This window comes from Micromonospora sp. BQ32 (assembly GCF_059358895.1).
Genome location: NZ_JCADBI010000001.1, coordinates 642,936 through 665,979, shown reverse-complemented (window position 1 = coordinate 665,979; position 23,044 = coordinate 642,936). Strand labels below are relative to the sequence as shown.

The following is a 23,044-nucleotide window of genomic DNA, read 5'->3' as shown; positions in this document are numbered from 1 at the left end:
GTGCGGTCATGACCAGGTCGATGCATCGCCCGCTCCGCTCACTCGCGCTCGGCCTGGCCCTGGTGGTCGCGGGCACGGCAATGCCCGCCGTGCCCGCGGTTGCCGCACCGGCTGGGTCCGGTCCGCCGACCGTCACCCCCGCCGACATCCAGTTTCGCCACGACACCTTGAGGCGCGGCAGCGCCCGGCAGGTCGGACTACTCCCCGACCAGGTGGATCGTCTGCCCGTCGACCTGGCGGCGTACCTCCAGCCGACACCGGACCACCCCGGACATCCGGCGTACGCCGGCGCGGTGGTCCTGGCCGCCAAGGACGGCGTGATCGTCCAGCACGCCGCGGTGGGCAGCGCGGTGAAGTACGCCTCCGTCGGGCCGCCGCCCGGACTGGTCGGCGTGGAACTCCCCGCCGAGGAGCAGATCCCGACCCGACCCGACACCATCTACGACCTGGCGTCGGTGTCGAAGCTGTTCACCACGATCGTCACCCTGCAGCAGGTGGAGCGGGGGCTGGTGGAGCTGGATGCTCCGGTCGCGCGGTATGTCCCGGAGTTCGCCGCGGGCGGCAAGACGGCGGTGACCGTACGGATGCTGCTCACCCACACCTCGGGCCTGCCCGCGTTCACGCCGCTGTGGAGCAGGTACCCCACGCCAGCCGAGCGTTTCACCGCCGCGCTCGCCACGCCGCTCGCGGCCGGGGCGACGCCCGGTGCCCAATACGTCTACTCCGACCTGGGGCTGATCGCGCTGGGCGTCCTGGTGGAGCGGGTGACCGGCCGGTCGCTGGCTGACCTGGTTCGCGACGGCGTGACCGGGCCGCTGGGCATGACCGACACGGGCTACAACCCGGGCCCGGAGCGACGGTCGCGGATCGCCGCGACCGAATACCAGCCGTACGCCGGACGCGGCATGGTGTGGGGCGAGGTGCACGACGAGAACGCCTGGTCGCTCGGCGGGGTGGCCGGGCACGCGGGAGTCTTCTCCACCGCGGCGGACCTGGCTGTGCTGTGCCAGTCGCTGCTCAACGGCGGCGACTACCACGGCCGGCGGATCCTGCGGTCGGACACGGTGCGCGCGATGCTGGTCAACGGCAACGCGCCGCTGGAGTCGGCCTACCCGGAGAGCGACCGTGGGCTCGGCTTCGAGCTGAACAAGCACTGGTACATGATGGGGCTCTCCTCGCCCGTGGGCTTCGGACACACCGGCTTCACCGGAACGTCGATCGTCGTCGACCCGATCTCCCACTCGTTCGTCGTCATGCTCAGCAACCGGGTGCACCCCGACCGGGGTTGGGGCAGCAACAACGTGGCCCGGCGGGCCGTCGCACGTGACTTCGCCGAGGCGATGCCGGTGCGGCCGCGTTCGGCCAGCGCCTGGCGGGCCGACCCAGACGACTCCGCGACGAGCACTCTGACGGCACCGCTGCGCCGGCCGGGCCGTGGCGCGACGGCGAGTTTTCTTCTCTGGTACGACACCGAGCCCCGCTTCGACAGCGCGCGATTCGAGGTCTCCACCGACGGCGGGCAGACCTGGGCGCCGACGACGATGCGCCTGCGCGACGCGGCCCGCCGGTGGAGCGCCGACGGCACGGTCACCGGCTACGGAGGTCGGGTGTGGTGGCAGGTCTCGGTGGCGCTGCCCGACCAGACCACCCACCTGCGGTGGAGCAGCAGCACCGACGGCTCCAGCCAGGGGCGCGGCGTCTACGTCGACCGGGTCGTAGCGGCGGACCGGCACGGCATGCTCTTCTCCGGCGAGGGTGCCGACGCCTCCCGGTTCGTCGCCGACGGGTGGTCGCCGGCGCGGAGCTGAGACGTTGCACCGTCGGAGCGCCCCTGGAGGGTCGACGGATACCAGTGGCGACGAGCGCCGACCTGCTCGGGGCGGCCGACGAGATGACGCGGGTGCGGCACGGGCCCGAGAGCAATTTGACCCTCGACCGGGTTGAGGCCCGACCATCGGCGACATGACCGACCAACCGACCGCCGACCCGACCATGACCCGGATCGTCGAGGCCGTGCAGCTCGGCCAGAGTGGCGCACCGGCCCCGGCCCGTGAGCTGCTCACCGCGCTGTGGGCCGAGCTGGGCCCCACCGGTGACGCCCTGCACCGGTGCACCCTGGCGCATTACCTCGCCGACCTCCAGGACACCACCGAGGCGGAGCTGGCCTGGGACGAACGTGCCCTGGCCGCCGTGTCCGAGCTGACCGACGAACGCGCCCAGCGGCACCTGTCCTCGCTCCAGGTCCAGGCGTTCCTGCCGTCGCTGTACCTCAACCTGGCCGACTGCCACCGACGCCTGGGCAACGTGGGTCCGGCCCGGGAGCACCTCGCCCGAGCCCGCGAACACCTGGTGCGGCTGCCGGACGACCCGTACGGCGAGAGTATCCGCGCCGCTGTGCGTGACTTCGTCGAGACCGATCCGACCGACCGCCGACGGTAGTGGTCGCTCGGGCGGGTCACCGGTCCTGGTGAGCGACGCCCGTGCGGTATTCCTGGGGTGAACGTCCGTAGTGGGCACGGAAGGCGCGGCTGAAGTGGGCCTTGTCCGGAAAGCCCCAGCGGGCGGCTATGGCATGGATCGGCTGCCGCAGCAGCGGGTTGCCGAGATCGCGACGGCACTGCTCGAGGCGCTTGGCGCGGATGAGTTCGGCAACCGTGGTCGCCTCCGCCTCGAACAGGCGGTGCAGCGATCGCAGCGAGATGTGGTGGGCGGTGGCGACGCTACGAGGGGTGAGCTCGTTACTGTCCAGGTGCCGGTCGATGAAATCGACGACGCGGGCCCGCAGCGCGGTGTGCCGGGCCTCCGGTGACACGGTGTCCTCGATGTCGAGGTACTGAGCGAGCGCGGCGGTGAGCAGGTCCACCGCCACACCGCCCAGGATCTCGGCCTGGGCCGGCTCGAACTGCTCCGGGTGCGCCGCGATGCTGCGCAGGTGGTGGGCCAACAACCCGCCGACGCCGAGGTGCGACGGCATCGGGATGGCCAGCAGCCGGCGGAGCCGGTCCGGCGCCAGGGGCAGCGTCGCGTGCGGTATCTGCACGGTGATCGTGGTGGCGAGACCAGGGCTGTCCGCGCGGTGCCGGGCGATGTGCGGCCGCGCGGTGTCCAGGAGCGTGAAGTGGTTGGCGGCTTCGAGCGTGGACTCGGTGCGGTCCTGGATCAAGGTGCTGTGACCCGTCAGCGGTAGCGCGAGTTGATACACATCGCCCTCGGCTCTGCGGACCAGCTTCGCGGGCCGGATCGAGTCCAGCGACGGGTACCGCAGCGAGGTCATCCGAATGCGGCCGAGATCGATGGCCTGTGCGTAGGCGACGAAGTTGTCCAGGTGGCCGCTGCTGATGTGCGCTGGCGCCGTCTCCTGAGCGACCAGGGCATACCAGAACGCGAACCGGTCCGTGGGCGGCAGCACCGTCGTGTCCACCACCTGGTTGGGCAACACTATTCTCGCCTCCCCCACATGCGAGCATGGATTCTTGCACGCCTCGATGCTCTTCACCCATGACGGGATTCCCACGCCCGGTGACGCCCGGTGGGTTGGCGAATGTCGACGGTGACCGGCGCCGACCTGCGGGAGGCGGCCGAGGAGATGACCCGGGTGCTGGTGCCACACCGGGAACGCGACTGGTCGGTGCCGGCCGGCTCACTGAGGTGGAGCTGCTGGACCACCGCGGCGCACGTCGCGCACGACCTCCTCGCGTACGCGGGCCAGGTCACCGGCCGCCCGGATGACGGCTATCTGCCGTACGACCTGCGGGTCTCCCCCGACGCGAGCCCGACGCAGGTGCTCACCGTGGTGCGGGCCTGCGCCGGGCTGCTCGCCGCCGCCGTCGACGCCGCCCCGCCGGAGACCCGGGCCTGGCACTTCGGCCCGTGTGATCCGGCCGGCTTCGCCGCGATGGGCGTGGCCGAGACCCTGCTGCACACCCACGACATCACCCTCGGTCTCGGTGTGCCGTGGCAGCCGCCGCAGCGGTTGAGCGCGCTGGTGCTGCGCCGACTCTTCCCGGACGCCCCGGCCGGGGCGGCACCCGAGGTGCTGCTGTGGATGACCGGTCGCGGTGAACTGCCCGGCCGGGCGAGACGCACGTCGTGGAGCTGGCGGGCCGCGCTCGAGTGACTCGCACCAGCGCCGAGGGGCGGGTGGTCGCCGGTAGGCGACCACCCGGTTGGAGCGTTCCGGTCAGGTCCAGCTGATGCCACGGTTGCGAACGCTGCGCATGTCCTTCTCCTCCCCCTCGGTGGCGGTCCCCGTGCCCGCCAGCTGACGTCAGCGTCGGCCGGGGCCCGCTTCGGCGGTAGGGATGTCGGCGTTCGGAGTCGTTCGGGCTTGTTCGACCGGAGACTCGAACGTCACAGGTGTGCAGGCAGGCCACCGGGGCACGAAAGCCAGGACCGCCACCGCGCCCGACAATCCGCTGAACCCGATCACCGTGGTGGCCGGCCATCGGTCGGCGGCCAGACCCGCCAGGACCATCGCCGATCCCTGTAGCCCACTGAGACCGGTGATGGCCACCCCGAACGCGCGTCCCCGGTACTGCGCCGGCACCGCGCGGCCGAACAGCGCGTTCAGTGGGATGGCGAAGGCGCTCGCGGCGCCGGCCAGCACCAACAGCAGGAGCATCATCCACAGCGGAGGGACGAGCCAGGTCACCGTCAGCACCCCGGCCGACATCGCGGCCAGCGGCAGGATGAGCCGTGGTCGGGTCGCCGGTGGACAGAACCGGGTGAGCGCGACCCCGCCGAGGGCCATCCCCAACGGTGCCGCCGCCAGCAACAGTCCGACGGTGCCAGCGCCGCCGCCGTACTGTCGGGCCAGCGGTGCCATCAACCCCTCGGCCGCGTACGTGAAGGCGCTGGCCGTCCACAGGACGAGAACGTAGGACCGCAGCCGGGAATCGGCGAAGATCACCCGCAGCCCGACCGCCCGGCCCTGGCCGGTCGGGCGCGACGGCGGTCGAGGCGCGGGGCGGGAACGCACGCCGATCCCGATCAGAAGAGCGGAGACCAGAAACGTGGCGGCGTCCACCAGCAGGGCACCGCGCAGCGACAGCACCGCCACCAGACTCCCCCCGACGGCGAAGCCGACCACCTGCACGACCTGGGCGCAGATGTTGTCCACACCGTTGGCCACGGCGTAGCGGTCGCCGTCGAGCACTTCCGGCATCAACGCCGCCCGCGCCGCCACGAACGGTGGCCGCATCAGGTTGACCACAAAGAGGAGCACCACCAGGGTTGGCGCGGGGAGGTCCGGCAGCGCCACCAGCGGGATGAGCGCCGCGCGGCCAAGGTCGCAGGCGATCATCACCCTTCGCCGGGGGAACCGGTCGGCGAGACCGGACAACAGCGGTCCGCCCGTGAGCCAGGCCAGGTACGAACTGGCGTAGGCGGCCGCCGCCAGCGCGGCCGAGCCGGTTTCGCTGAAGACGAGATAGGCCACGGTCACGGCAGTGAGCTGGTCGCCGGCCAGAGACAGCAGGTACGCACCGAACAGGTGCCGGTATTCGCGCACCGCGAACACCTCGGCGTACGTCGCGGCGCGCTCGGTCACCTCGCCCCGTCCCCTCCCGCGCCGGCGGTCGTCCGGGCGCTTGGCGCAGACCGTATCCGCGTTCGCGCCGTCGGGGCCGGGAGCAGGCGTTCGGACCTGTTCGGATCCGTTCTCGGACGGCCGGAGGGCAGGTGTCGACCGTGCCGCCCCAGCTATCCGGCGTCGAGCGAGTGCCGGTGACCGTCGAGCGGGAAGGGCGGCCGGGCCGGCAACACCTCCTGGAACACGAAGCCGCACTTCTGCGCCACCCGGCAGGACGCCACGTTGTCCACCTGGTGCAGCAGGTCGAGACGCGTCACCTCGGGAAACCGGTCGAACGCCCAGCGGCTCAGCGCGGTGACCGCGCGCGAGGCGACGCCGCGACCGCGCGCCCACGACGCCGTCCAGTAGCCCACCTCCGGCGCCGGACGCCGCGGCGTGACCCCCTTGAGGACCACGTTGCCCACCAGTCGGGCGCCGCCGGCCTGCTCTTCGAGGACGGCGAAGGTGTACCGCCGGCCGTCGGCCCAGTCCCGCAGTGCGCCGTCCAGCCACCGCCGGGCCTCGGCGGCGGTGGTCACCGGAACGCTGGTCCAGCGGCGCAGGACCGGATCCCGGTACGCCTGCACCAGGTCATCCAGGTCGTCGGCGCACCAGGGACGCAGCGCGACCCCCGGCGTCGAGGGCGTGCCGGGTGTCCGCGATTCGATCAGCATCGGCACAGTCTGCCGTGGCCGCGACGCAGCGGTCAGCCCCGACGGCGGCGCCACCGCTGCCACCAGCCGCGGCGGGGCCGGCGCGGCGGCGCCACGACGGCCGCCGCTTCGGTGACGGTCGTCGTGACCTCGGGCCGGGCCCGTTCGGCGCGCCAACGGCGGACCACGTCATCGGCGTTCACCGGACGCACCACGACCCGAGGGCCGTCGGGATTGCGCAGCCACGCCACGATCTGCGCGTTCAACTGCGCCACGAAGTCGCGGACGGACTGTTCGGTGGGCAGGTCACGGACCTCGTCGGGGACCTGCTCGATGCGTCGGCGCAGTTGCAGCGAGGTGGGCAGGAGCAGGTCACTGGGGAGCGCCTCGCGCTCCAGGAAGCTCTTGATCCACCACGACTCGTCGTACGGCGCCCCACGACCGGGGATCGGCTTGCCCATGCCGGGCAGGTTGTCGAACTCGCCGCGCTGCACGGCATCCTGGATCTTTGCCTCCACGGACGCTTCCCACGCCTCGCTCACCCTGCGGCACCTCCCCTTGGCCACCGTAACGCGCCGCGTCCGCCCGGCGACGCGCACTTGTCAGGGGTCAGCGCGCCCGCGACGGTGGGCATTCCCGCAACGGTGCCGCCGGGTCTCGTCGAACACGAGTGGATCGCCCCGGATCGCAGGCCACGGGCTGCCAGGTGGCCCTGGGCCAGGACGTTCGTCCCGATTACGGTCGGTGTGGGGTCTACCGAACGGGGGAAGTGTCGTGGTGGGTACGGGTGCACTGCTGGGTATCGCGCTGGTGGCGTTGGGGCTGGTGCTCACGCCCGGCCCGAACATGGTCTACCTGGTGTCCCGCTCGGTGGCGCAGGGCCGCCGGGCCGGGCTGGTCTCGCTGCTCGGGGTGGCCGCCGGCTTCGGTGTGTACCTGGCGGCGGCGGTCGCCGGTCTGGCCACCGTCTTCGTCCTGGTGCCGACGCTGTACGCGGTGGTGAAGCTGGCCGGTGCCGGCTACCTGCTCTGGCTGGCCTGGCGGACGCTGCGTCCGGGCGGGCACTCGCCGTTCACGCCCACGCCGCTGCCGCCGGACCCGCCCCGGCGACTGTTCACCATGGGTCTGATTACCAACCTGCTCAACCCGAAGATCGCGATTCTCTACGTGTCGCTGCTACCGCAGTTCGTCGACCCGACGCGCGGGCACCTGGCCACCCAGAGCCTGCTGCTCGGCCTGACCCAGATCGCCGTCGCGCTGAGCGTGAACGCGCTGATCGTGCTCAGCGCCGGCGCGCTGGCCGGGTTCTTCGCCCGCCGGCCGGTGTGGCTGCGGGTGCAGCGGTGGGTGACCGGCACGGCGCTCGCGGCGCTGGCCGTACGCATCGCCGCCGACCGCTCGCGCGCGGCGGTCGCCACTTCCTGACCGGGGGTGGTCACCGCCTTCGGTGGCGGTCGACCATCCCGGCGGCCAGTGGCGCGGCGTCCAGGTCACCGGCGGCGAGCCGGGCCGCGAGGGTACGGCGGACCAGCCGGTCGGCCAGCGCGGGCGCGTGCCGGCCGACGGCCATTTCCAGCCGGCCGCGTGCGGTGGTCGCCACGTCACGGGGGGCCCGTTGGGCGGTAGCGGTCCGCAGGATCGCCGCGACCACCCCTTCGACGGGCTCGGGGCGGGACACCCCCCGCAGGGACAGCCCGGCCTCGGCGGTGCTGTCGTGGATCGGGGAGGCGACCATGCTCGGGTAGACGACGCTCACCCCGACGTGGGTGCCCACCTCGTGGCGCAGCGCGTCGGCGTAGGCGACCAGGGCCCGTTTGCTCACCCCGTACGCGGCGGCGAGCGGGAGCGGCAGCACCGCCATCCGACTGGCCACGAAGATCACCCGTCCGCGTGCGGTGAGCAGCGGGGGCAGCGCGGCGGCGGTGGTGCGCCAGGCGGCGAGCAGGTTGACCTCCAGTTGCCGGCGGACCACCTCGTCGGGCGGCAACTCGGCCGGCGCCGGACCACCGACCCCGGCGTTGTTGATCAGCAGGTCCAGCCCGCCGAGCCGGTCGACGGCGGCCCGCACCGCCGCCGGTACGGCGTCCGGGTCGGTCAGGTCGCAGCCCAGCACCGGCAGGTCGTCGTCGGGGCGGGCGTGCAGGTCGAGCCCCACCACCCGGGCGCCGGCCGCGTTCAGTGCGGCGCCGAGGTGGCGGCCGAAGGTTCCGCTCGCCCCGGTGACCAGCACCCGCCGACCGGCCAGGGACCGACCGCTCACCGGGGTGCCCCCACCGGGGACGCCGCACCGGGGCGGGCGCGGCGGGTCCCGGCGGTCAACTCCCGGGCCAGCTCGGCCAGGTAGACGTCGAAGTCCACCCGCATCGCCGGGCGGCGCTGACCCCAGCGGGCGGTCGCGGCCCGCAGTTCGGCCCGGCAGACGGCGCGCTGTCGCTCCGGGTCCGGCAGCGCGTACCGGCCGGCGAGCTGCGCCGCGATCAGCTTGGCCTGCGCCTCGACCAGAGGGAACGCGGAACCGGTGGACTGCATCAACCCGACGAAGCTCAACCCGGGGGCGTCGGGGTGGAACACGTGCCGGTACAGCGGCAGGGTGTCGGCGCCCCCGGCGAGCAGCGCCGGGTCGAGGAACGGGACGTCCACCCGGTAACCGGTGCACCAGATGATCAAATCGACGCTGTCGCTGCGACCGTCGGTGAACTCCACCCGGTCACCGTCGAGGGCGGCGATGCCGGGCCGGGCCTCGACGTCACCGTGGGTCAGCCGCGACAGCAACCCGTCGGAGAGCGTCGGATGGTCCTGGAGGAAACCGTGCGTCGGCGCGGGCAGCCCGTAGCGGGCGGGGTTGCCGACGGTGGCGCTCAGCATCGTCTGGCTGATGCGTTGGCGCAGACGCCACGGCAGTCGGCGGGCCAGCGCCCCGTTGAGGGTGTCCGAGGGGCGGCCCAGCAGGTACTTCGGCACCACCCAGACGCCGCGGCGCAGCGACAGCAGGGTGCGGGTGGCCGCGTACGACGCGTCCACGGCGATGTCCATGGCGGAGTTGCCGCCGCCGACGACCAGGACCCGTCGGCCGGCCAGCTGCTCCGGGCCCCGGTAGTCGTGGCTGTGGATCTGCTCGGCGGTGCTGGTGCCGGGGTACCCGGGATCGGGCAGCCGGGGCACCCGGTTGTGCCCGTTGGCGACGACCACGGCGTCGACGGTGACCTCGACCGGACCGGTCGGGCCGCTGGCGGTAACCGTCCACGTGCCGGTGGGGTTCCGGGTGACCCGTTCGACGGTGTGCCGCAGCCGGATGGTGTCGGCCAGCCCGAAGCGCGTGGCGTAGTCGGCGAGGTAGCCGGCGACGCGACGGTGGTCGGGGTAGTCGGGCCAGTCGGCGGGCATCGGGTGGTCGGCGAACTGGGTGCGACCACGGCTGGTGTTGAGGTGCAGCGTGCGGTACGCGGGCGAGTCGGGTGCCCCGTACACCCAGAGGCCGCCGACCTGCTCGGCGGCCTCGAAGCCGACCGTCGGCACGTCGGCGTCGCGAAGTGCCTTGACCGCGGCGAGCCCGGCGGCGCCGGCCCCGATCACCGCCACCCGAGGTGGTACGCCCATTGCCGCCCCCATTAATCCAACGTCCGATGGATAATCGTCGCGCGGCGGCGGCCCGTCAAGGGGTTGGCGATCCGTACAGCCCGTCGAGCAGGCGATGCACGAACGCCCGGAACTCGCGCCGTTCCCGGGCGCCCGGCGCGCCCGCGGCCAGCGCCACCACGTGCCCGTGCGTCGCCCACACCAGACTCCGCACGGTGATGTGCGGGGTCGGCTCGGCCAGCGCGCCGGCCGCCGCCGCGGCGGTGAGCAACTCCGCGACCAGCCGGTACAACGGATCGGCGTAGCGCTGGTCGAGCACGGCGTGCCGCTGCGGTTCCAGCCAACGGCGCAGCCACAGCGCGGTGGTCTCGGGCCGGTCCTCCAAGAAGTCGACGAAGACGTCGACCAGCTCGTGCAGGGCCCGCCGTGCCGCGTCCGGACCGGCGTCGAGAGCGGCGCGGGCCTGCTCGGCGGCCTCCGTCAGCACCTCCCGCTCGGCGGCGAACACCCGGGCGAAGCACGCGTCGTAGAGCGCTGCCTTCGTACCCGTGTGGTGCGCGACAGTGGCGACGTCGACCCCGGCGGCGGCGGCGACCTCCCGCAGCCCGACGGCGTCGAAACCCCGCTCGGCGAAGAGCGCGGTTGCCGCGGTGAGCACCACCTCGCGGGTCGGCCGGGTCTCGTCGCGGCGGGGCCGACCCGGGCGGCGGCGGGGCATGGTCATGGCCGCCATTCTGCCCCTAGAATCCAGCAACCGTTGGATTGCGGAGAGGATGCGGCGATGACCGGGCTGGACCGGCGGCCCGCGGCCGCCACCGACGCGACGCTGCCGCGCCGCCCCCTGGCGGGCTTCGCGGCCGGCTCGCTCGGCATGGGCGTCTGGGTGACCGTACCCGGCCTGCTGCTGCTCTACTTCCTCACCGACGTGCTGGCCGTCGGGCCGTGGCTGGCCGGCCTGGCGCTGCTGCTGCCGAAGATCGCCGACGTGCTGCTGCACCCCTGGGTGGGGCACCGCGCCGACGTCGAGCAGACCCGACGCGGCGACCGGCGTCGCCTGCTGCTGCTCGGCTGTGCCCTGCCGATAGCGTTCGCCGCGCTCTTCGCCGTGCCCGGCGGCCTGACCGGCCCGGCGGCGGCTGCGTGGGTGGCGGTGTTCTTCATCGCCGGCAACCTGCTCTTCGCCGCCTACCAGGTCCCCTACCTGGCCACCCCGGCCGACCTGCGCATCGGCTACCACGAACGCACCCGGCTGATGGCGTTCCGGATGGTGGTGCTGACCCTGGGCATCCTGGTCTCCGGGCTGCTGGCCCCGCTGCTCACCGGCGGCGACACCGCGACGCGCGGCGGCTACCAGCGGATGGGCGTGGTCCTCGCCGTGGGGATGCTGGTGGCCATGCTGGTCGGTGTCGCCGGCATCGCCCGGCTGCGCGGGTCCGCGCCGGCCACCACCGCGTCCGGGCACGGCGGGTGGCGGGCGTTGCGCACGGCGCTGCGCGACCGGCAGTTCCGGTGGCTGGTCGCCGCGTACCTGGCGATGTCCACCACCACCCACCTGGTGCTCGCCGGGGTGCCCTACTACGCCGAGTACGAGCTGCGCGCGCCCGGCCTGACCACGGTGCTGGTGGCGGCGTTCGTGGCGCCGGCGCTGCTGGTCACCCCGGCCTGGCTGGTGGTGGCCCGCCGGGTCGGCAAGCAGCGGGCGCTGCTCGGCGCGCAGGGCGCGTTCGCCCTCGGCTCGTTGGTGCTGGCGGTGGGCCGCCCGGCCGGCCTGCCGGTGCTGGTCGCCGCGGTGGCGGTGCTCGGGGTGGCGTTCGCCGGCATGCAGCTGCTGCCGTTCTCGATGCTGCCCGACGTGATCCGCGCGGCCGGCACCACCAGCGGCACCGGGGCCGGCACCTACACCGGGGTGTGGACGGCCACCGAGGCCACCGGCGCGGCCCTGGGCCCGTACGCGTACGCGTTGTGCCTGACCGTGGGTGGTTTCGTGGCCTCGACGGCCGGTGAGTCGCCGGTGCAGCCGGACGCCGCGCTCGCGGCGGTCCGCTACGGCTTCGGGTTGCTGCCGGCGGTGGCGATGCTCGCGGCGCTGCTGCTGCAACGCCGCTACACCCTGGACGCGACGGCCCGGGCGACGAGCTGACCGGCCGGCACTAGACTTCTCCCTCGATGGACGCCCAGCCCAGCACCACCGAGACCCGCCCCTGCGCCCACTGTGGACGCCCGGTTGCGCAGCGGGTCGGCGCGGGCCGACCGTTTCGCTACTGCCGCGACAACGACGGCGCGTGCCAGCGCGCCTCCCGCAACAGCCGGATGCGGCACCGCAACGCCCCCGGCCTGCCCGGGCAGGTGGCCCGCACCTGGGAGGCGGTGGACCGGCTCGACCAGATCGTCGAGACGTTGACCGAGTCGCTGCACGCCGAGTTGTCCCCGGTGGGTGTGCAGCGGCAGCTCGCCCAGGCCCGCGCGGAGGCGGCCGCCGAGATCGCGGCGGCGCAGACCGAACGCGACGAGGCCCGCGACGACGCCGAGACCGCGGCGGCCGACGCGGCGCGCGCCCGGCAGCAGGCCCGCGACGCCCGCACTGAAGCCGACGACGCCCGTCAGCGCGCCGAGCAGGCGCAGCGGCAGGCCACCGCCGCCGACGAGCGGGCGCGGCACGCCGAGGCCGCCCGCGACCAGGCGCGCCACGACGCCAGCGCCGCCGAGGCGCTGCGCGCCCAGGCCGAGCGCGACCGCGACCAGGCCCGCGCCGAGGCGCGGGACCTGCGCACGGAGCGCGACGCCGAACGGCAGCGGGTGGCCGACCTGAGCGTGGAACGCGACGCGCTGCGCGCCGAGGCCGAACGGGGCGCCCGGGCCGCCGCCGAGGCGACCGAGCGGGCCGGGCGCTGGCAGGCCGAGGTGCAGGACGTGCGGCGTCAGATCGAGCAGTCCCGCGCCGACGCGGCGCGGACCCGCGCCGAGGCCGCCGACGCCGCCCGGGCGCGCGAGCAGGCCGACCGGGCCCGTGACCGCGCCGAGGTCGCCGCCCGGCAGGCCGACGAGGCCCGGCAGGAGGCCGCGGAGCTGGCCGCGCGGCTGCGCGCGGAGGTGGCCGCCCTGGCCGCCCAGCGCGACACGCTCACCGCCGAGCTGACCGTGGCCCGGCAGGCCGCGGCGGCCGCCGAGGGTCAGCGCACCGCCCTGACGGTACGACTCGACGCCGCCGAAACCGACCGGGACCTGGCCCAGCGGCGGGTGGCGCAGCTCGGCGACCAGGTCAGTGACCTGGCGTTGGCGCTGGCCCGCCTCGGCGCCGCCACCCCCGGCGACGCCACCTGATGATCGCGGCGCAACCTTCGGTAGGCTTGAGCGGTTAACCTCCCCGGTGGCCGCAGGCACACACCGTTGTCGCGACCCGCCCGGGGATCACCTCACCGGGTGACCGTCCCGGCCGGCTACCCTTGGTCCCGGCCCACCCGTGGACGCCTCACGCCCTCGGGCGGGAATGGCTCGGCGGGGACGCACCGTTACACCCAGAAGACCAGCACCACGAACGAGGGGAAGTCGATCATGGGCGAGCGTATGCTGCGCGGAAGCCGCCTTGGCGCGGTGAGCTATGAATCCGACCGCAACACGGAGCTCGCGCCGCGTCAGACCCGCGAGTACCTCTGCGCCAAGGGCCACCAGTTCGAGGTGCCGTTCGCCGTCGACGCCGAGGTCCCGACGACCTGGGAATGCAAGTTCGACGGCAGCGTCGCCCGACTCGTCGACGGTAGCGAGCCGGAGCAGAAGAAGGCCAAGCCGCCGCGTACCCACTGGGACATGCTTCTGGAGCGGCGTTCGATCGCCGAGCTGGAGGACATCCTCGAGGAGCGCCTTCAGGAGGTTCGGACCCGCCGCGGCCGCGCCTGAGCCGCACGACGCACCACGACGACGCCCCCGGGGGGAAAACCCCCGGGGGCGTCGTCACGTCTGTGCGCGAGTGGTGGCCTGGTCTCAGTGCCGACCGGGCTCGACGATCTCGCCCTCGATGGCCCGACCGCCGTCGACCACCACCGGCTGTTCCGGCTGCGGGGTCGGTTGCGGCGCACCCTGGCGCACCCGCACCGTGCGAGGCCCGAACAGGTCACCGGCGACCATCGACGACACCCGCCGCTCGGTGGCGCGCCGCACCCCGACGCGGGCCAGTCGACGCACCGGCGGCACCAGCAACAGCAACCCGACCAACCCGCTGACCAGGCCCGGCACCGCCAGCAACAGCGCCCCGGCCAACCCGACGAGCCCGTCGGTCACCTGCCCGCCCGGGGGCTGCCCGGCCGCCGCTGCGGAGCGGAAACCACGCCAGGCGCGCATCCCCTCGCGGCGCAGCAGCACCAACCCCAGCAGGGACGCGGCGAACACCAGCAACACCGCCGCCCCGAACCCCAGCGCCCGTCCCACGCCGACGAACACCGCCAGCTCCAGCACCACCGCCAGCAACAGGGCCAACGGCACGAACCTCAGTCCTCGGCGCATCTCACCTCATCGCCAATCCTGCGGACACCACGGACGTGTTCCGCCCATCCAGCATGACACGGTCGCGCTCACGGCCACCGCGCCTGACCGGTGGCCGTGCCGTGCACACCCCGGCGTACCGCCTGGCGCCGGTCGCGCACACCCCAGGCGGTGATCCGCCACAGCGCCTCGGCCACGATCTTCGGGCTCATCTTGCTGTCGCCGCGTTCCCGCTCGGCGAAGGTGATCGGCACCTCCACGATCCGCACCCCCGCCCGGTGCGCCAACCGGGACAGCTCCACCTGGAACGAGTAGCCCTGCGAGGTCACCGACTCCAGGTCGATGGCGTCCAACGCGCTGACCCGGTACACCCGGTAACCGCCGGTGGCGTCCGAGACGGGCATGCCCAGCGCCAGGCGGGCGTACAGGTTGCCGCAGCGCGACAGCAACAGCCGCCGCAGCGGCCAGTTGAGCACCCGCGCGCCGCTGGTCCACCGCGACCCGATCACCACGTCGGCGTCGCGGGCGGCGGCCAGCAACGCCGGCAGGTCCTCCGGGGCGTGGGAGCCGTCGGCGTCCATCTCCACGACCGCCTGGTAGCCGCGCTCACGCGCCCACCCGAACCCGGCCAGGTACGCCGCACCCAGGCCCTGCTTGCCCTGACGGTGCAGCACCTGCACGTGCGCGTCACCGTCGGCGAGGGCGTCGGCGATCGCGCCGGTGCCGTCGGGGCTGTTGTCGTCGGCGATGAGGATCTGCACCGCCGGGGCGGCCCGCCGGACCCGGCCCACGATCGCGGCGATGTTGTCGGCCTCGTTGTAGGTGGGGATCACCACCAGCACCCGGCCCACCCCGGGCACCTCGTCCGCGCGTCGGATCGTATCGGTCGCCTGGATCACGGTTCCTCCGCTCCCGCCGGCGTACCGGCTGTTGCTATCCGGGCCTGACCCGCTGCCGCCGGCGCAACACCGCCGCGCCGACCAGGGCCGCCACGGTCAGCGCGGCGAGCGCCACCTCCGGCCACCAGCCGAGGCGGGTGGCGAGGGTGCGTCCGTCGTCGAGCCGCAACTGCCGCACCACGACCTCCCGGGTGTTGAACCCGGTGGCATCGCTTACCCGCCCGTCGGGTGCGACGAACCCGGACACCCCGACCGTGGAGGCCATCAACGCCGGCCGGCCGTGCTCCACCGCCCGCAACCGCACCATGGCCAACTGCTGGCGGGCCTCCGCCACGTCGAAGGTGGCGTTGTTGGTCTGCACCACCAGCAACTGCGCGCCGCCGGTGACGGTGTCGCGGACCACCTCGTCGTAGGCGACCTCGAAGCAGATCACGTCACCGAGCACGGCGGGGCCGGCGCGTACCACGCCCGGGGTGCTTCCGGGCACGAAGTCGTTGCGGATCAGGTCGACCTGCTTGCTGACCATCCGGGCCACGTCACGCAGCGGCACGTACTCGGCGAACGGCACCGGGTGGCGTTTCGTGTACAGCTGGTCCAGGTCCGCGCCGGTACCGGGGCGCCACAGGATGCCCGCGTTGCGGACCTCCCCGACGCCGGGGCCCAGCAGCACCGCGCCGACCAGGATCGGCGCGCCGATGCTGTCGGCGGCCTGGGAGATCCGCGCACCGGCGGTGGGGTTGCGCAGCGGGTCGATGTCGCTGGAGTTCTCCGGCCACACCACCAGGTCGGGTTGGCGCTGCTGCCCGGCGGCGACCCGCCCGGCCAGCTCGACGGTGGCGTCGACGTGGTTGTTGAGCACCGCCTGCCGTTGGGCGTTGAAGTCCAGACCCAGCCGGGGCACGTTGCCCTGCACGATCGCCACGGTGACGGTGGCGCCGGACCCGGCGGTGGCGACCGGCACGAGCAGACCCCCGACGGTCAGCGCGACGGCCACGACGGCCGGTACGACCACCGGCGCCCACCGCCGCGCCGGTGAGCCGCCCTGCCGGCCGACGGAGCCCGACGTGACGTTCACTGGGCCCTGGGGGCCTGCTGTGGTGGCCGGTGGGCCCTCGGGGCCCGCTGGTGCGGCCAGCGGGCCGTCCACGTGCGGTGTGGCGTCCTGGGGTGCCTGGCGGCCGGCGGTGACCCAGGCCCGCCACACGGCGGTGACCAGCAACCCGCCGATGAGGGCCACGGCGAAGGTGACCAGCGGTGCGCCGCCCAGCGCGGCCAGGCGCAGCAGCGGTGAGCTGTCCTGGCTGAACGCCAACCGCCCCCACGGGAACCCGCCGAACGGGGTGCGGTCCCGCAGCGCCTCCTGCCCGACCCAGAGCAGCCCGGTCAGCGCCGGCCACGCCCAACGGCTCCGGTCGACCAGCGGCGACACCCAGGCGGTGGCCACGCCCAGCAGCGCCAGGTAGCCGGCCTGCAGCAGCGACAGCAGCACCCACGGCAGATAACCGGTGTGCAGGTTCGTCCAGGCCAGCAGCGGGGCGAAGAACGCCACCCCGGTCAGGAAGCCCAGGCCGGCGCCGGCGCGCAACCGCCGCCGGTGCGCGGCGGCGGCCAGCAACGCCACCCCGACGGGCGCGAGCGGCCACACCCCGTACGGGGGGAACGCCACCAGCAGGGCCAGCCCGGCGGCCACGGCCAGGGGCACGGCGACCCGCAGCGGCAGCGGCCGACCGGAAACGACCGGCCGGGGCAGCGCCGCCGGGGTGTGCGTCTCATCCCGGTCCAGGGTCGTCACCGCTTCACCTCGATCACGGGGCGAAGGTTACCTGGCTGGCGGGTGCACCGGCCGCGTCGGGCCGTCGGGCACGAACCGCCCGGGGAACATGAAATCGGGGCGCGGCTCGCGCCGCGCCCCGATGCTCCCAGGCCCTTCCCGGCCGGTGTGGCGAGGATGGGGCACGACGACCTTCGGACCGACCGGACGTGGACTGGCTGCCCCCGCCGGGCCGTTGTCTACTGGCCGTGCACCTCACCCTGCCCGTACACCGGTAACCGCGGCCGGTTCGCGCCGCCCCGCCGACCCCCGCCCGCTGGACCTGGCCGCCGCGACGATGACGCTCAAACATGTCGCTCGGCCAGCGGACGAAGGGACGAAGCGAACAACAGCCGCTTCCCGTGGTAGGACTCAAAGACGGTACGTGCCGACCCCCGTCGGTTGTCAACCCGCACCCGGCCTGTCGTGTGTTGCGACACGGCGTGTCGGTCGGCGAGTCTCAATGCGTACGCAGATGGTGACGCAGCAGCGCCTGCGCGGCGGCCCGGTGCTCCTCGGCGAGCAGCCCTCCGGCGGCCAGCACGTAGTCGGCGTCGACCACCGCGGCGGCGGCGCGGGGCAACGCCCACCCGCCGGCGTGATCGGCCAGAACCGCCGTCAGCACCTGCCCGGACACGTCCGCCGGCGCGTGCCGCAGCACCCCACCGGAGCCCACCAGCAGCCGCACGTCGCGCAGGTCCCGCCCGGCCCGCTCACCGGTCGCGGCGCCCCGGGCATGCCGGCGCAGCGCCACCGTCGCGGCGAGGGTGGCGATGCGCCGGTCCACGGCCCGCTCGACGCCGTCGACGGCCAGGAACGCCGGGTCGGCCGCCCGACGCGCCGCGGCGGCGGCCAGGTCGTCGGACTCGCCGGCGGCGAGCAGCCGCTCCTCCGCGGCGGCCCGCACCACCCCGGGGGCGCTCCACCGCATACCCAGATCACCCTCCACGGTGCGGGCCCGCCACAGACTGCCGGCGACCTCCCGGCCCGGCCCGGTGGCCCGCTCGTCGGGCGTGAGCACCGAGTACACGTCGGTGGTGGCCCCACCCACGTCGACCACGGCGAGGTCACCGCCGAGGGTGTCGGCGAGCACCTCCACACCGGTGAGCACCGCGTCGGGGGTGGCCGCCCGCACCAGCCGCGCGAACCGGGCGCCCCTGGACAGCCGTTTACCACCGATGACGTGGCGCAGGAACACCGCGCGGATCGCCGACCGCGCCGACGCCGGGGCGAGCACCCCGATACGCGGCAGGACGTTGTCGGCGTCGGTGACCGGCACCCCGGCGTCGCGCAGCAAACCGGTCAGCTCTTCGCGCACGTCGGCGTTACCCGCGTACACCACGGGCCGACGCCACCGGGCCCGCGCCAGACGGGTGGCGTTGTGGGTGATCGTGTCGGCGTCGCCGCCGTCGGTGCCGCCGACGAGCAGCACCACATCCGGGCGGGCCGCCCGCAACGCCGTAAGGTCGGCCGCGCCGAGCCGCCCGGCCGCGACGTGCACCACGTGCGCGCCGGCGGACAACCCGACCCGCCGGCCGGCCTGCGCGGTGACCAGCGGCTCGTAGCCGATCACGGCCAGCCGCAACCCACCACCGGCCGACGAGCACACGTACCACGGCACGTCGCGCACCCCGAGCCCCGCGGTGGCCGCCGCGACCGCGGCGTCCAGGCCGTGCAGCACGTCGGTGCCCACCGTGGTCGGCGCCGACGCCGCGCCGGCCAGCACACCGGCGGCCAGGTCCACCACCGCCACCTTCGTGTACGTGGAACCGACGTCGGCGCAGACCGCCAGGGTCACGACGCGGCGGGGACGACCACGGTGCCGGTCGCGGTGACCGCCACGATCGGCGGGTCGAGGACCTCCGCGGCGGACGCGGAGCGGTCCGGGCGACCCCGGCACACCACCGCGCACCCCAACTCCAGGGTCCGGCTGCGGGTGCCCACCCTCGACACCCGCGCGGTCACCTCCACCACGTCCCCGGCGTGGATGGGCGCGTGGAACCGCACGTCGGCGTACCCGGCGAACAGGCCCTCGTCGCCGTCGGTGCGGATGCACACCTCCGTGGCGACGTCACCGAACAACCCGAGCGCGTACGCCCCGTCGACGAGGTTGCCGGCGTAGTGGGCGTGCGAGTACGGCACATACCGCCGGTGCGTCACCGTCAACCCGAGCCGTGCGTCGGTCATGCCATCGCCTTCCGTTGCGTGATCAGGGCGTGCACGAGGTAGCTGGCCACCTCACCGGGCGTGGTGCCCCGACCGAAGATCCGGTCCACGCCCAACTCGTCGGTCATCGTCTCGTCGAAGCGGGGACCACCGACGATCAGCAGCGGCCGCCGCCCCGCCGGCATCGCCTCCCGGAACGCGGCGGACATCTCCCGGGTGTTGTGCAGATGCGCGTCGCGTTGGGTGACCACCTGCGACACGAGCACCGCGTCGGCCTTCTCCGCCCGGGCGGTCTCCACCAACTCCGGCACACTGACCTGCGCGCCCATGTTGGTGACCTTCAACTCCCGGTAGTACTCCAGGCCCTTCTCCCCCGCGATGCCCTTGACGTTGAGGATCGCGTCGATGCCCACGGTGTGCGCGTCGGTGCCGATGCACGCCCCGACCACGGACAGCTTGCGCCGCAACCGCTGCTTGATCACCGTGTTGACGTCCTTCGCCGACAACAACGCGAAGTCCCGTTCCACCACCTGCACGGCGCCCAGGTCCACCAGGTGGTTGACCCGCCCGTAGACGACGAAGAACGTGAACCCGTCGCCCATCGGCTTGGCGTGCACCACCATCGTCGGGTCGATGCCCATCTTGTTGGCCAACTGCACCGCCGCGCCCTCGGCGCGCTTGTCATGGGCCACCGGCAGGGTGAACGACACCTGCACCATCCCGTCACCGGTGGTGTCCCCGTACGGGCGCACGATCTGCTTCTCCCCGCTCACGCGGCGGCCTCCAGGATGTCGGTGGCCGGGTTGCAGTAGTCCGCCTCGTGCGCGGCGACCCCGGACAGGCCCTTACCCCGATCCGCGGGCCGCTTCATGATCCCGAAGGTGCCCTCGGCGATCGCCGTCAGCAACGTCTGCTCCCCGATCCGCTCCAACAGGTCCAGCGCCTCACCGAGGACCTGGTTGGCGCGGCGGCGGATGAACCCGCCCGGCGCGGGCACGAAGTCCTCGTGCAGCCCACCGGCCGCGCCCAGCACGTAACGCACGTTCTGCAGGGCGATGTCCCGGTCGGACAACCACGGCGTCACCACCGCCTCGGTCATCATCCCCACCAGCAGGATGCCCTGACCGGTCAGCGCGCCCGCCAGGTTGAAGAACCCGTCGAGCAGGTTGCCCCGGAACACGTCACCGGTCATGTGCTTCGTCGGCGGCATCCACTTCAACGGCGCGTCCGGGAACAACTCCCGGGCCAGCAACGCGTGCGCCAACTCCAACCGGAACGACTCCGGCACCTCCGGGTTGATCTCGAACGCGTGCCCCAACCCCAACTGCCAGTCCGCCAACCCCGCCTCGTGCGCGAAGAACTCGTTGAGCAGCTGCGACACCGTCACCGTGTGCGCCTCGTCGACCGCGTCGGCGGTGGTCAGGTAATTGTCCTCACCGGTGTTGATGATGATCCCGGCGCGGGCGTGCACCTGCCGGGAGAACCGCTGGTCAACGAAGGTGCGCACCGGGTTGATGTCGCGGAACAGGATCCCGTACATCGAGTCGTTCAACATCATGTCAAGGCGTTCCAGCCCGGCCAGGGTCGCCATCTCCGGCATGCACAACCCGGACGCGTAGTTGGTCAACCGCACGTAGCGGCCCACCTCCTTCGACGACTCGTCCAACGCCGCGCGCATCAGCCGGAAGTTCTCCTGGGTGGCGTACGTGCCGGCGAACCCCTCCCGGGTCGCGCCCTCGGGCACGTAGTCCAGCAACGACTGCCCGGTGGAACGGATCACCGCGATCACGTCCGCGCCGGCCCGCGCCGCCGCCTGCGCCTGCGGAATGTCCTCGTAGATGTCCCCGGTGGCGACGATCAGGTAGATCCACGGCCGCTGCGCCGGGTCACCGTGGCGCTTGATCAGACGGTCCCGCTCGGCGCGCCGCCGGTCGATGCGCCGAATGCCCGCGCCGACCGCCTTACGCGCCGCCGACCGGGCGGCCGTCGCCGCCCGCCCGGTGGGCTGGGTGAACCGCACCGAACCGGCGGCGGCCTTCTGCGCCAACAACGTCACGTCGGTGCTGCCCTCACGAACCAGGGCGTCGAACACCGGCACCGCCACCCCGTGACCCAACCCCACGTCCGCGGCGACCGCGTCGACGAGCCGGTTCACCCACGGAATGCCGTCCGGGTCGGCCCCGGTCACCCCGGCCAACCGCAGCACCGCCCGCTCCACCGACACCGTGGTGTGGCTGCGCGCCAGGTCCACCACCGGCTGCCCGGCCCGACGCGCCAACTCCCGCGCCCGCGCCACCAGCACCGGATCAAGATCAAGCTTCCCGGTCATGATGACCCTTCCTCATAGATGACCTCACCGCGCAGCACCAGACGCCGGCACACCGGCAGCGGCGTCGGGTCGTCCGGACCCCGCGCCTCCGGGTCCTCGGCCAGCAACACCGGCAGACCCCGCTCCACCCCCGCCGGCGTCGACCACACCGCGAACGTCGCCGGCGCACCCAACGCCAGAACCCCCTCGACGTCCAGGTGCACCGCCCGCCACCCACCACGGCTGTGCGCCGCGAACGCCGAACGCACACTCATCCGCTGCGCCGGGTTGTGGTGCGCCGCCGCCGCCCGCACCGACCCCCACGGATCCAGCGGCGTCACCGGCGAATCCGACCCGAACGCCAACGCCACCCCCACCGAGTGCATCGCACCCATCGGGTTCGACTCCAACGACCGGTCCAACCCCAACCGCGCCTCGTACATCCGACCCGCGCCACCCCACAACCGGTCGAACGCCGGCTGCATGCTCGCCACCACCCCGTACTCCACGAACCGCGCGATCAACCCCTTGTTCATGATCTCCGCGTGCTCAATGCGGTGCCGGGCCGCCCGCAACCGCTCCACCCCCACCGTCCGCGCCGCCGCCGCGAAACCGTCCAGGACCGTGCCGATCGCCGCGTCACCGATCGCGTGGAACCCGCCCTGCATGCCGTGCGAAGCGCAGTCCAGCAGGTGATCACGCACCTGCTCCGCCGACAGGTACCCGTGCCCGCAACCGTCACCGTCGCCGTACGGCTGCGACACGTGCGCCGTGCGCGACCCCAACGCCCCGTCGGCGAACAGGTCCCCACCAGCACCCACCGCACCCAACTCCCGGGCCCGCGCCGCGCCACCCAGCTCACCCCAGTACCCGTACACCTCCGGCAACCCCGCGCCGGAGATGCCCAGCACACCGGTGAAGTCCTCCTCGTCGGAGATCTCCGGGCCACCGCACTCGTGCACCGCCGCGATCCCCAACGACGCCGCGTGCGCCAGGGCCACCCGCTGCGCCGCGACCCGCTGCGCCCGACTCACCGACCCCTGCGCGGCCGCCCGCACCACATGGTGCGCGTCGCGCCGCAACCAGCCCGACGCGTCATACCCGGCCGCCCGCACCGCCTGCGGGCACGCCGCCAGCAACGCCGACGACACCAACGCCGAGTGGATCGACGCCTGCGACAGGTACACCCGCCGACCACCGGCCGCCCGGTCCAACGCCGCCGCGTCCGGCAACGCCGGATCCGACCAGCCCGACTCGTCCCACCCGTGCCCCAGCACCACCGCGTCCGCCGGCAGACCCGCCGCGAACCCGGCCACCGCGTCGAGCAGCTGCCCCGCCGAGCGCACCCCGGACAACTCCAGCCCGGACAACGCCAACCCGGTGTCGGTGGCGTGCACGTGCGCGTCGACGAACGCCGGCGTCACCAACGCCCCACCAAGCTCCACCACCCGGTCGGCCGGCGGCGCGTCACCGTCGGTCCCCAACCAGGCAATCCGCCCACCGGACACCAGCAGCGCGGTGGCGCTCGGGTCGGCGGGGCAGTGCAGCACGCCGCCGCGGTACAACGTCGAGGGGTTCGTCATGACC

At 73.6% G+C, this 23,044-nt stretch carries 22 protein-coding genes; 7 read left to right on the top strand and 15 right to left on the bottom strand.

The genetic code is table 11. The features are described 5' to 3' along the window. Positions 1-8: 8 nt before the first annotated feature. Both AC5L30_RS02885 and AC5L30_RS02880 read left to right on the top strand, forming a co-directional pair. Positions 9-1,808 (top strand): serine hydrolase domain-containing protein, encoded by a 1,800-nt coding sequence (locus AC5L30_RS02885; protein WP_494865119.1) that lies wholly within the window; start codon positions 9-11, stop codon positions 1,806-1,808. 154 nt (positions 1,809-1,962) lie between these two features. Beyond that, entirely contained in the window at positions 1,963-2,439 is a 477-nt protein-coding gene (locus AC5L30_RS02880) for a hypothetical protein (protein ID WP_494865117.1), read from the top strand. Positions 2,440-2,455: 16 nt separating this feature from the next. Here AC5L30_RS02880 and AC5L30_RS02875 read toward each other — a convergent pair whose 3' ends face one another. Then, entirely contained in the window at positions 2,456-3,496 is a 1,041-nt protein-coding gene (locus AC5L30_RS02875; protein ID WP_494865116.1) for an AraC-like ligand-binding domain-containing protein, read from the bottom strand. Between the two features lie 45 nt (positions 3,497-3,541). Here AC5L30_RS02875 and AC5L30_RS02870 point away from each other — a divergent pair, with 45 nt between their 5' ends. Next, on the top strand, positions 3,542-4,117 hold the full coding sequence (locus tag AC5L30_RS02870; RefSeq protein ID WP_494865115.1) for a maleylpyruvate isomerase N-terminal domain-containing protein: 576 nt from the start codon (positions 3,542-3,544) through the stop codon (positions 4,115-4,117). Between the two features lie 150 nt (positions 4,118-4,267). On the opposite strand, the gene AC5L30_RS02865 is transcribed toward AC5L30_RS02870, so the two are convergent. From AC5L30_RS02865 to AC5L30_RS02855, 3 genes are all read right to left on the bottom strand, one after another. After that, a complete protein-coding gene (locus AC5L30_RS02865) occupies positions 4,268-5,548 on the bottom strand; it encodes an MFS transporter (protein ID WP_494865113.1) in 1,281 nt (426 codons plus the stop codon). Positions 5,549-5,700: 152 nt separating this feature from the next. After that, positions 5,701-6,243 (bottom strand): GNAT family N-acetyltransferase, encoded by a 543-nt coding sequence (locus AC5L30_RS02860; protein WP_494865112.1) that lies wholly within the window; start codon positions 6,241-6,243, stop codon positions 5,701-5,703. A 32-nt stretch (positions 6,244-6,275) separates the two neighbouring features. After that, entirely contained in the window at positions 6,276-6,764 is a 489-nt protein-coding gene (locus AC5L30_RS02855; RefSeq protein WP_494865110.1) for a DnaJ family domain-containing protein, read from the bottom strand. A 232-nt stretch (positions 6,765-6,996) separates the two neighbouring features. On the opposite strand from AC5L30_RS02855, the gene AC5L30_RS02850 reads away from it, so the two are divergent. Next, positions 6,997-7,647, top strand: coding sequence for a LysE family translocator (locus AC5L30_RS02850; protein ID WP_494865108.1), 651 nt, complete (start codon positions 6,997-6,999; stop codon positions 7,645-7,647). Between the two features lie 10 nt (positions 7,648-7,657). Here the strand turns inward: AC5L30_RS02850 and AC5L30_RS02845 are convergent, their stop codons facing one another. From AC5L30_RS02845 to AC5L30_RS02835, 3 genes are read right to left on the bottom strand one after another with little or no spacing between them, the layout of a single operon-like run. Continuing rightward, entirely contained in the window at positions 7,658-8,482 is an 825-nt protein-coding gene (locus AC5L30_RS02845) for an SDR family NAD(P)-dependent oxidoreductase (RefSeq protein WP_494865106.1), read from the bottom strand. Next, positions 8,479-9,819 (bottom strand): flavin-containing monooxygenase, encoded by a 1,341-nt coding sequence (locus AC5L30_RS02840; RefSeq protein WP_494865104.1) that lies wholly within the window; start codon positions 9,817-9,819, stop codon positions 8,479-8,481. Before AC5L30_RS02840 ends, AC5L30_RS02845 begins: the two co-directional genes overlap by 4 nt. Before the next feature lie 55 nt (positions 9,820-9,874). After that, positions 9,875-10,522, bottom strand: a complete 648-nt coding sequence (locus tag AC5L30_RS02835) for a TetR/AcrR family transcriptional regulator (RefSeq protein ID WP_494865102.1) — start codon at positions 10,520-10,522, stop codon at positions 9,875-9,877. 57 nt (positions 10,523-10,579) lie between these two features. Here AC5L30_RS02835 and AC5L30_RS02830 point away from each other — a divergent pair, with 57 nt between their 5' ends. From AC5L30_RS02830 to AC5L30_RS02820, 3 genes are all read left to right on the top strand, one after another. After that, a complete protein-coding gene (locus AC5L30_RS02830) occupies positions 10,580-11,938 on the top strand; it encodes an MFS transporter (protein ID WP_494865100.1) in 1,359 nt (452 codons plus the stop codon). Between the two features lie 26 nt (positions 11,939-11,964). Continuing rightward, positions 11,965-13,119, top strand: coding sequence for a hypothetical protein (locus AC5L30_RS02825; protein ID WP_494865098.1), 1,155 nt, complete (start codon positions 11,965-11,967; stop codon positions 13,117-13,119). Between the two features lie 231 nt (positions 13,120-13,350). Then, a complete protein-coding gene (locus AC5L30_RS02820) occupies positions 13,351-13,692 on the top strand; it encodes an RNA polymerase-binding protein RbpA (RefSeq protein WP_030327608.1) in 342 nt (113 codons plus the stop codon). Between the two features lie 84 nt (positions 13,693-13,776). Here the strand turns inward: AC5L30_RS02820 and AC5L30_RS02815 are convergent, their stop codons facing one another. From AC5L30_RS02815 to AC5L30_RS02780, 8 genes are all read right to left on the bottom strand, one after another. Next, the gene (locus AC5L30_RS02815; RefSeq protein ID WP_494865097.1) at positions 13,777-14,295 is read right to left on the bottom strand and encodes an FxsA family protein; all 519 of its coding nucleotides are present in this window, start codon (positions 14,293-14,295) and stop codon (positions 13,777-13,779) included. A gap of 68 nt (positions 14,296-14,363) precedes the next feature. Continuing rightward, complete coding sequence (locus AC5L30_RS02810) at positions 14,364-15,173, bottom strand: polyprenol monophosphomannose synthase (protein WP_494865095.1); 810 nt, start codon at positions 15,171-15,173, stop codon at positions 14,364-14,366. A gap of 34 nt (positions 15,174-15,207) precedes the next feature. Further along, the gene (lnt, locus tag AC5L30_RS02805) at positions 15,208-16,965 is read right to left on the bottom strand and encodes an apolipoprotein N-acyltransferase (RefSeq protein ID WP_494865094.1); all 1,758 of its coding nucleotides are present in this window, start codon (positions 16,963-16,965) and stop codon (positions 15,208-15,210) included. Between the two features lie 478 nt (positions 16,966-17,443). Next, complete coding sequence (locus tag AC5L30_RS02800) at positions 17,444-18,781, bottom strand: glutamate mutase L (RefSeq protein ID WP_494865092.1); 1,338 nt, start codon at positions 18,779-18,781, stop codon at positions 17,444-17,446. Beyond that, entirely contained in the window at positions 18,778-19,170 is a 393-nt protein-coding gene (gene kal / locus AC5L30_RS02795; RefSeq protein ID WP_494865090.1) for a 3-aminobutyryl-CoA ammonia lyase, read from the bottom strand. Before kal ends, AC5L30_RS02800 begins: the two co-directional genes overlap by 4 nt. Further along, the gene (gene kamE, locus AC5L30_RS02790) at positions 19,167-19,922 is read right to left on the bottom strand and encodes a lysine 5,6-aminomutase subunit beta (protein ID WP_494865088.1); all 756 of its coding nucleotides are present in this window, start codon (positions 19,920-19,922) and stop codon (positions 19,167-19,169) included. The genes kal and kamE overlap by 4 nt, the downstream gene beginning before the upstream one ends. After that, positions 19,919-21,478 carry a lysine 5,6-aminomutase subunit alpha gene (gene kamD / locus AC5L30_RS02785; protein ID WP_494865086.1) on the bottom strand — a complete coding sequence of 520 codons (1,560 nt, stop codon included), beginning with the start codon at positions 21,476-21,478 and terminating at the stop codon, positions 19,919-19,921. The genes kamE and kamD overlap by 4 nt, the downstream gene beginning before the upstream one ends. After that, positions 21,475-23,040: an amidohydrolase gene (locus AC5L30_RS02780; protein WP_494865085.1), complete on the bottom strand. Its 1,566-nt coding sequence runs from the start codon at positions 23,038-23,040 to the stop codon at positions 21,475-21,477. Before AC5L30_RS02780 ends, kamD begins: the two co-directional genes overlap by 4 nt. Positions 23,041-23,044 lie beyond the last annotated feature (4 nt).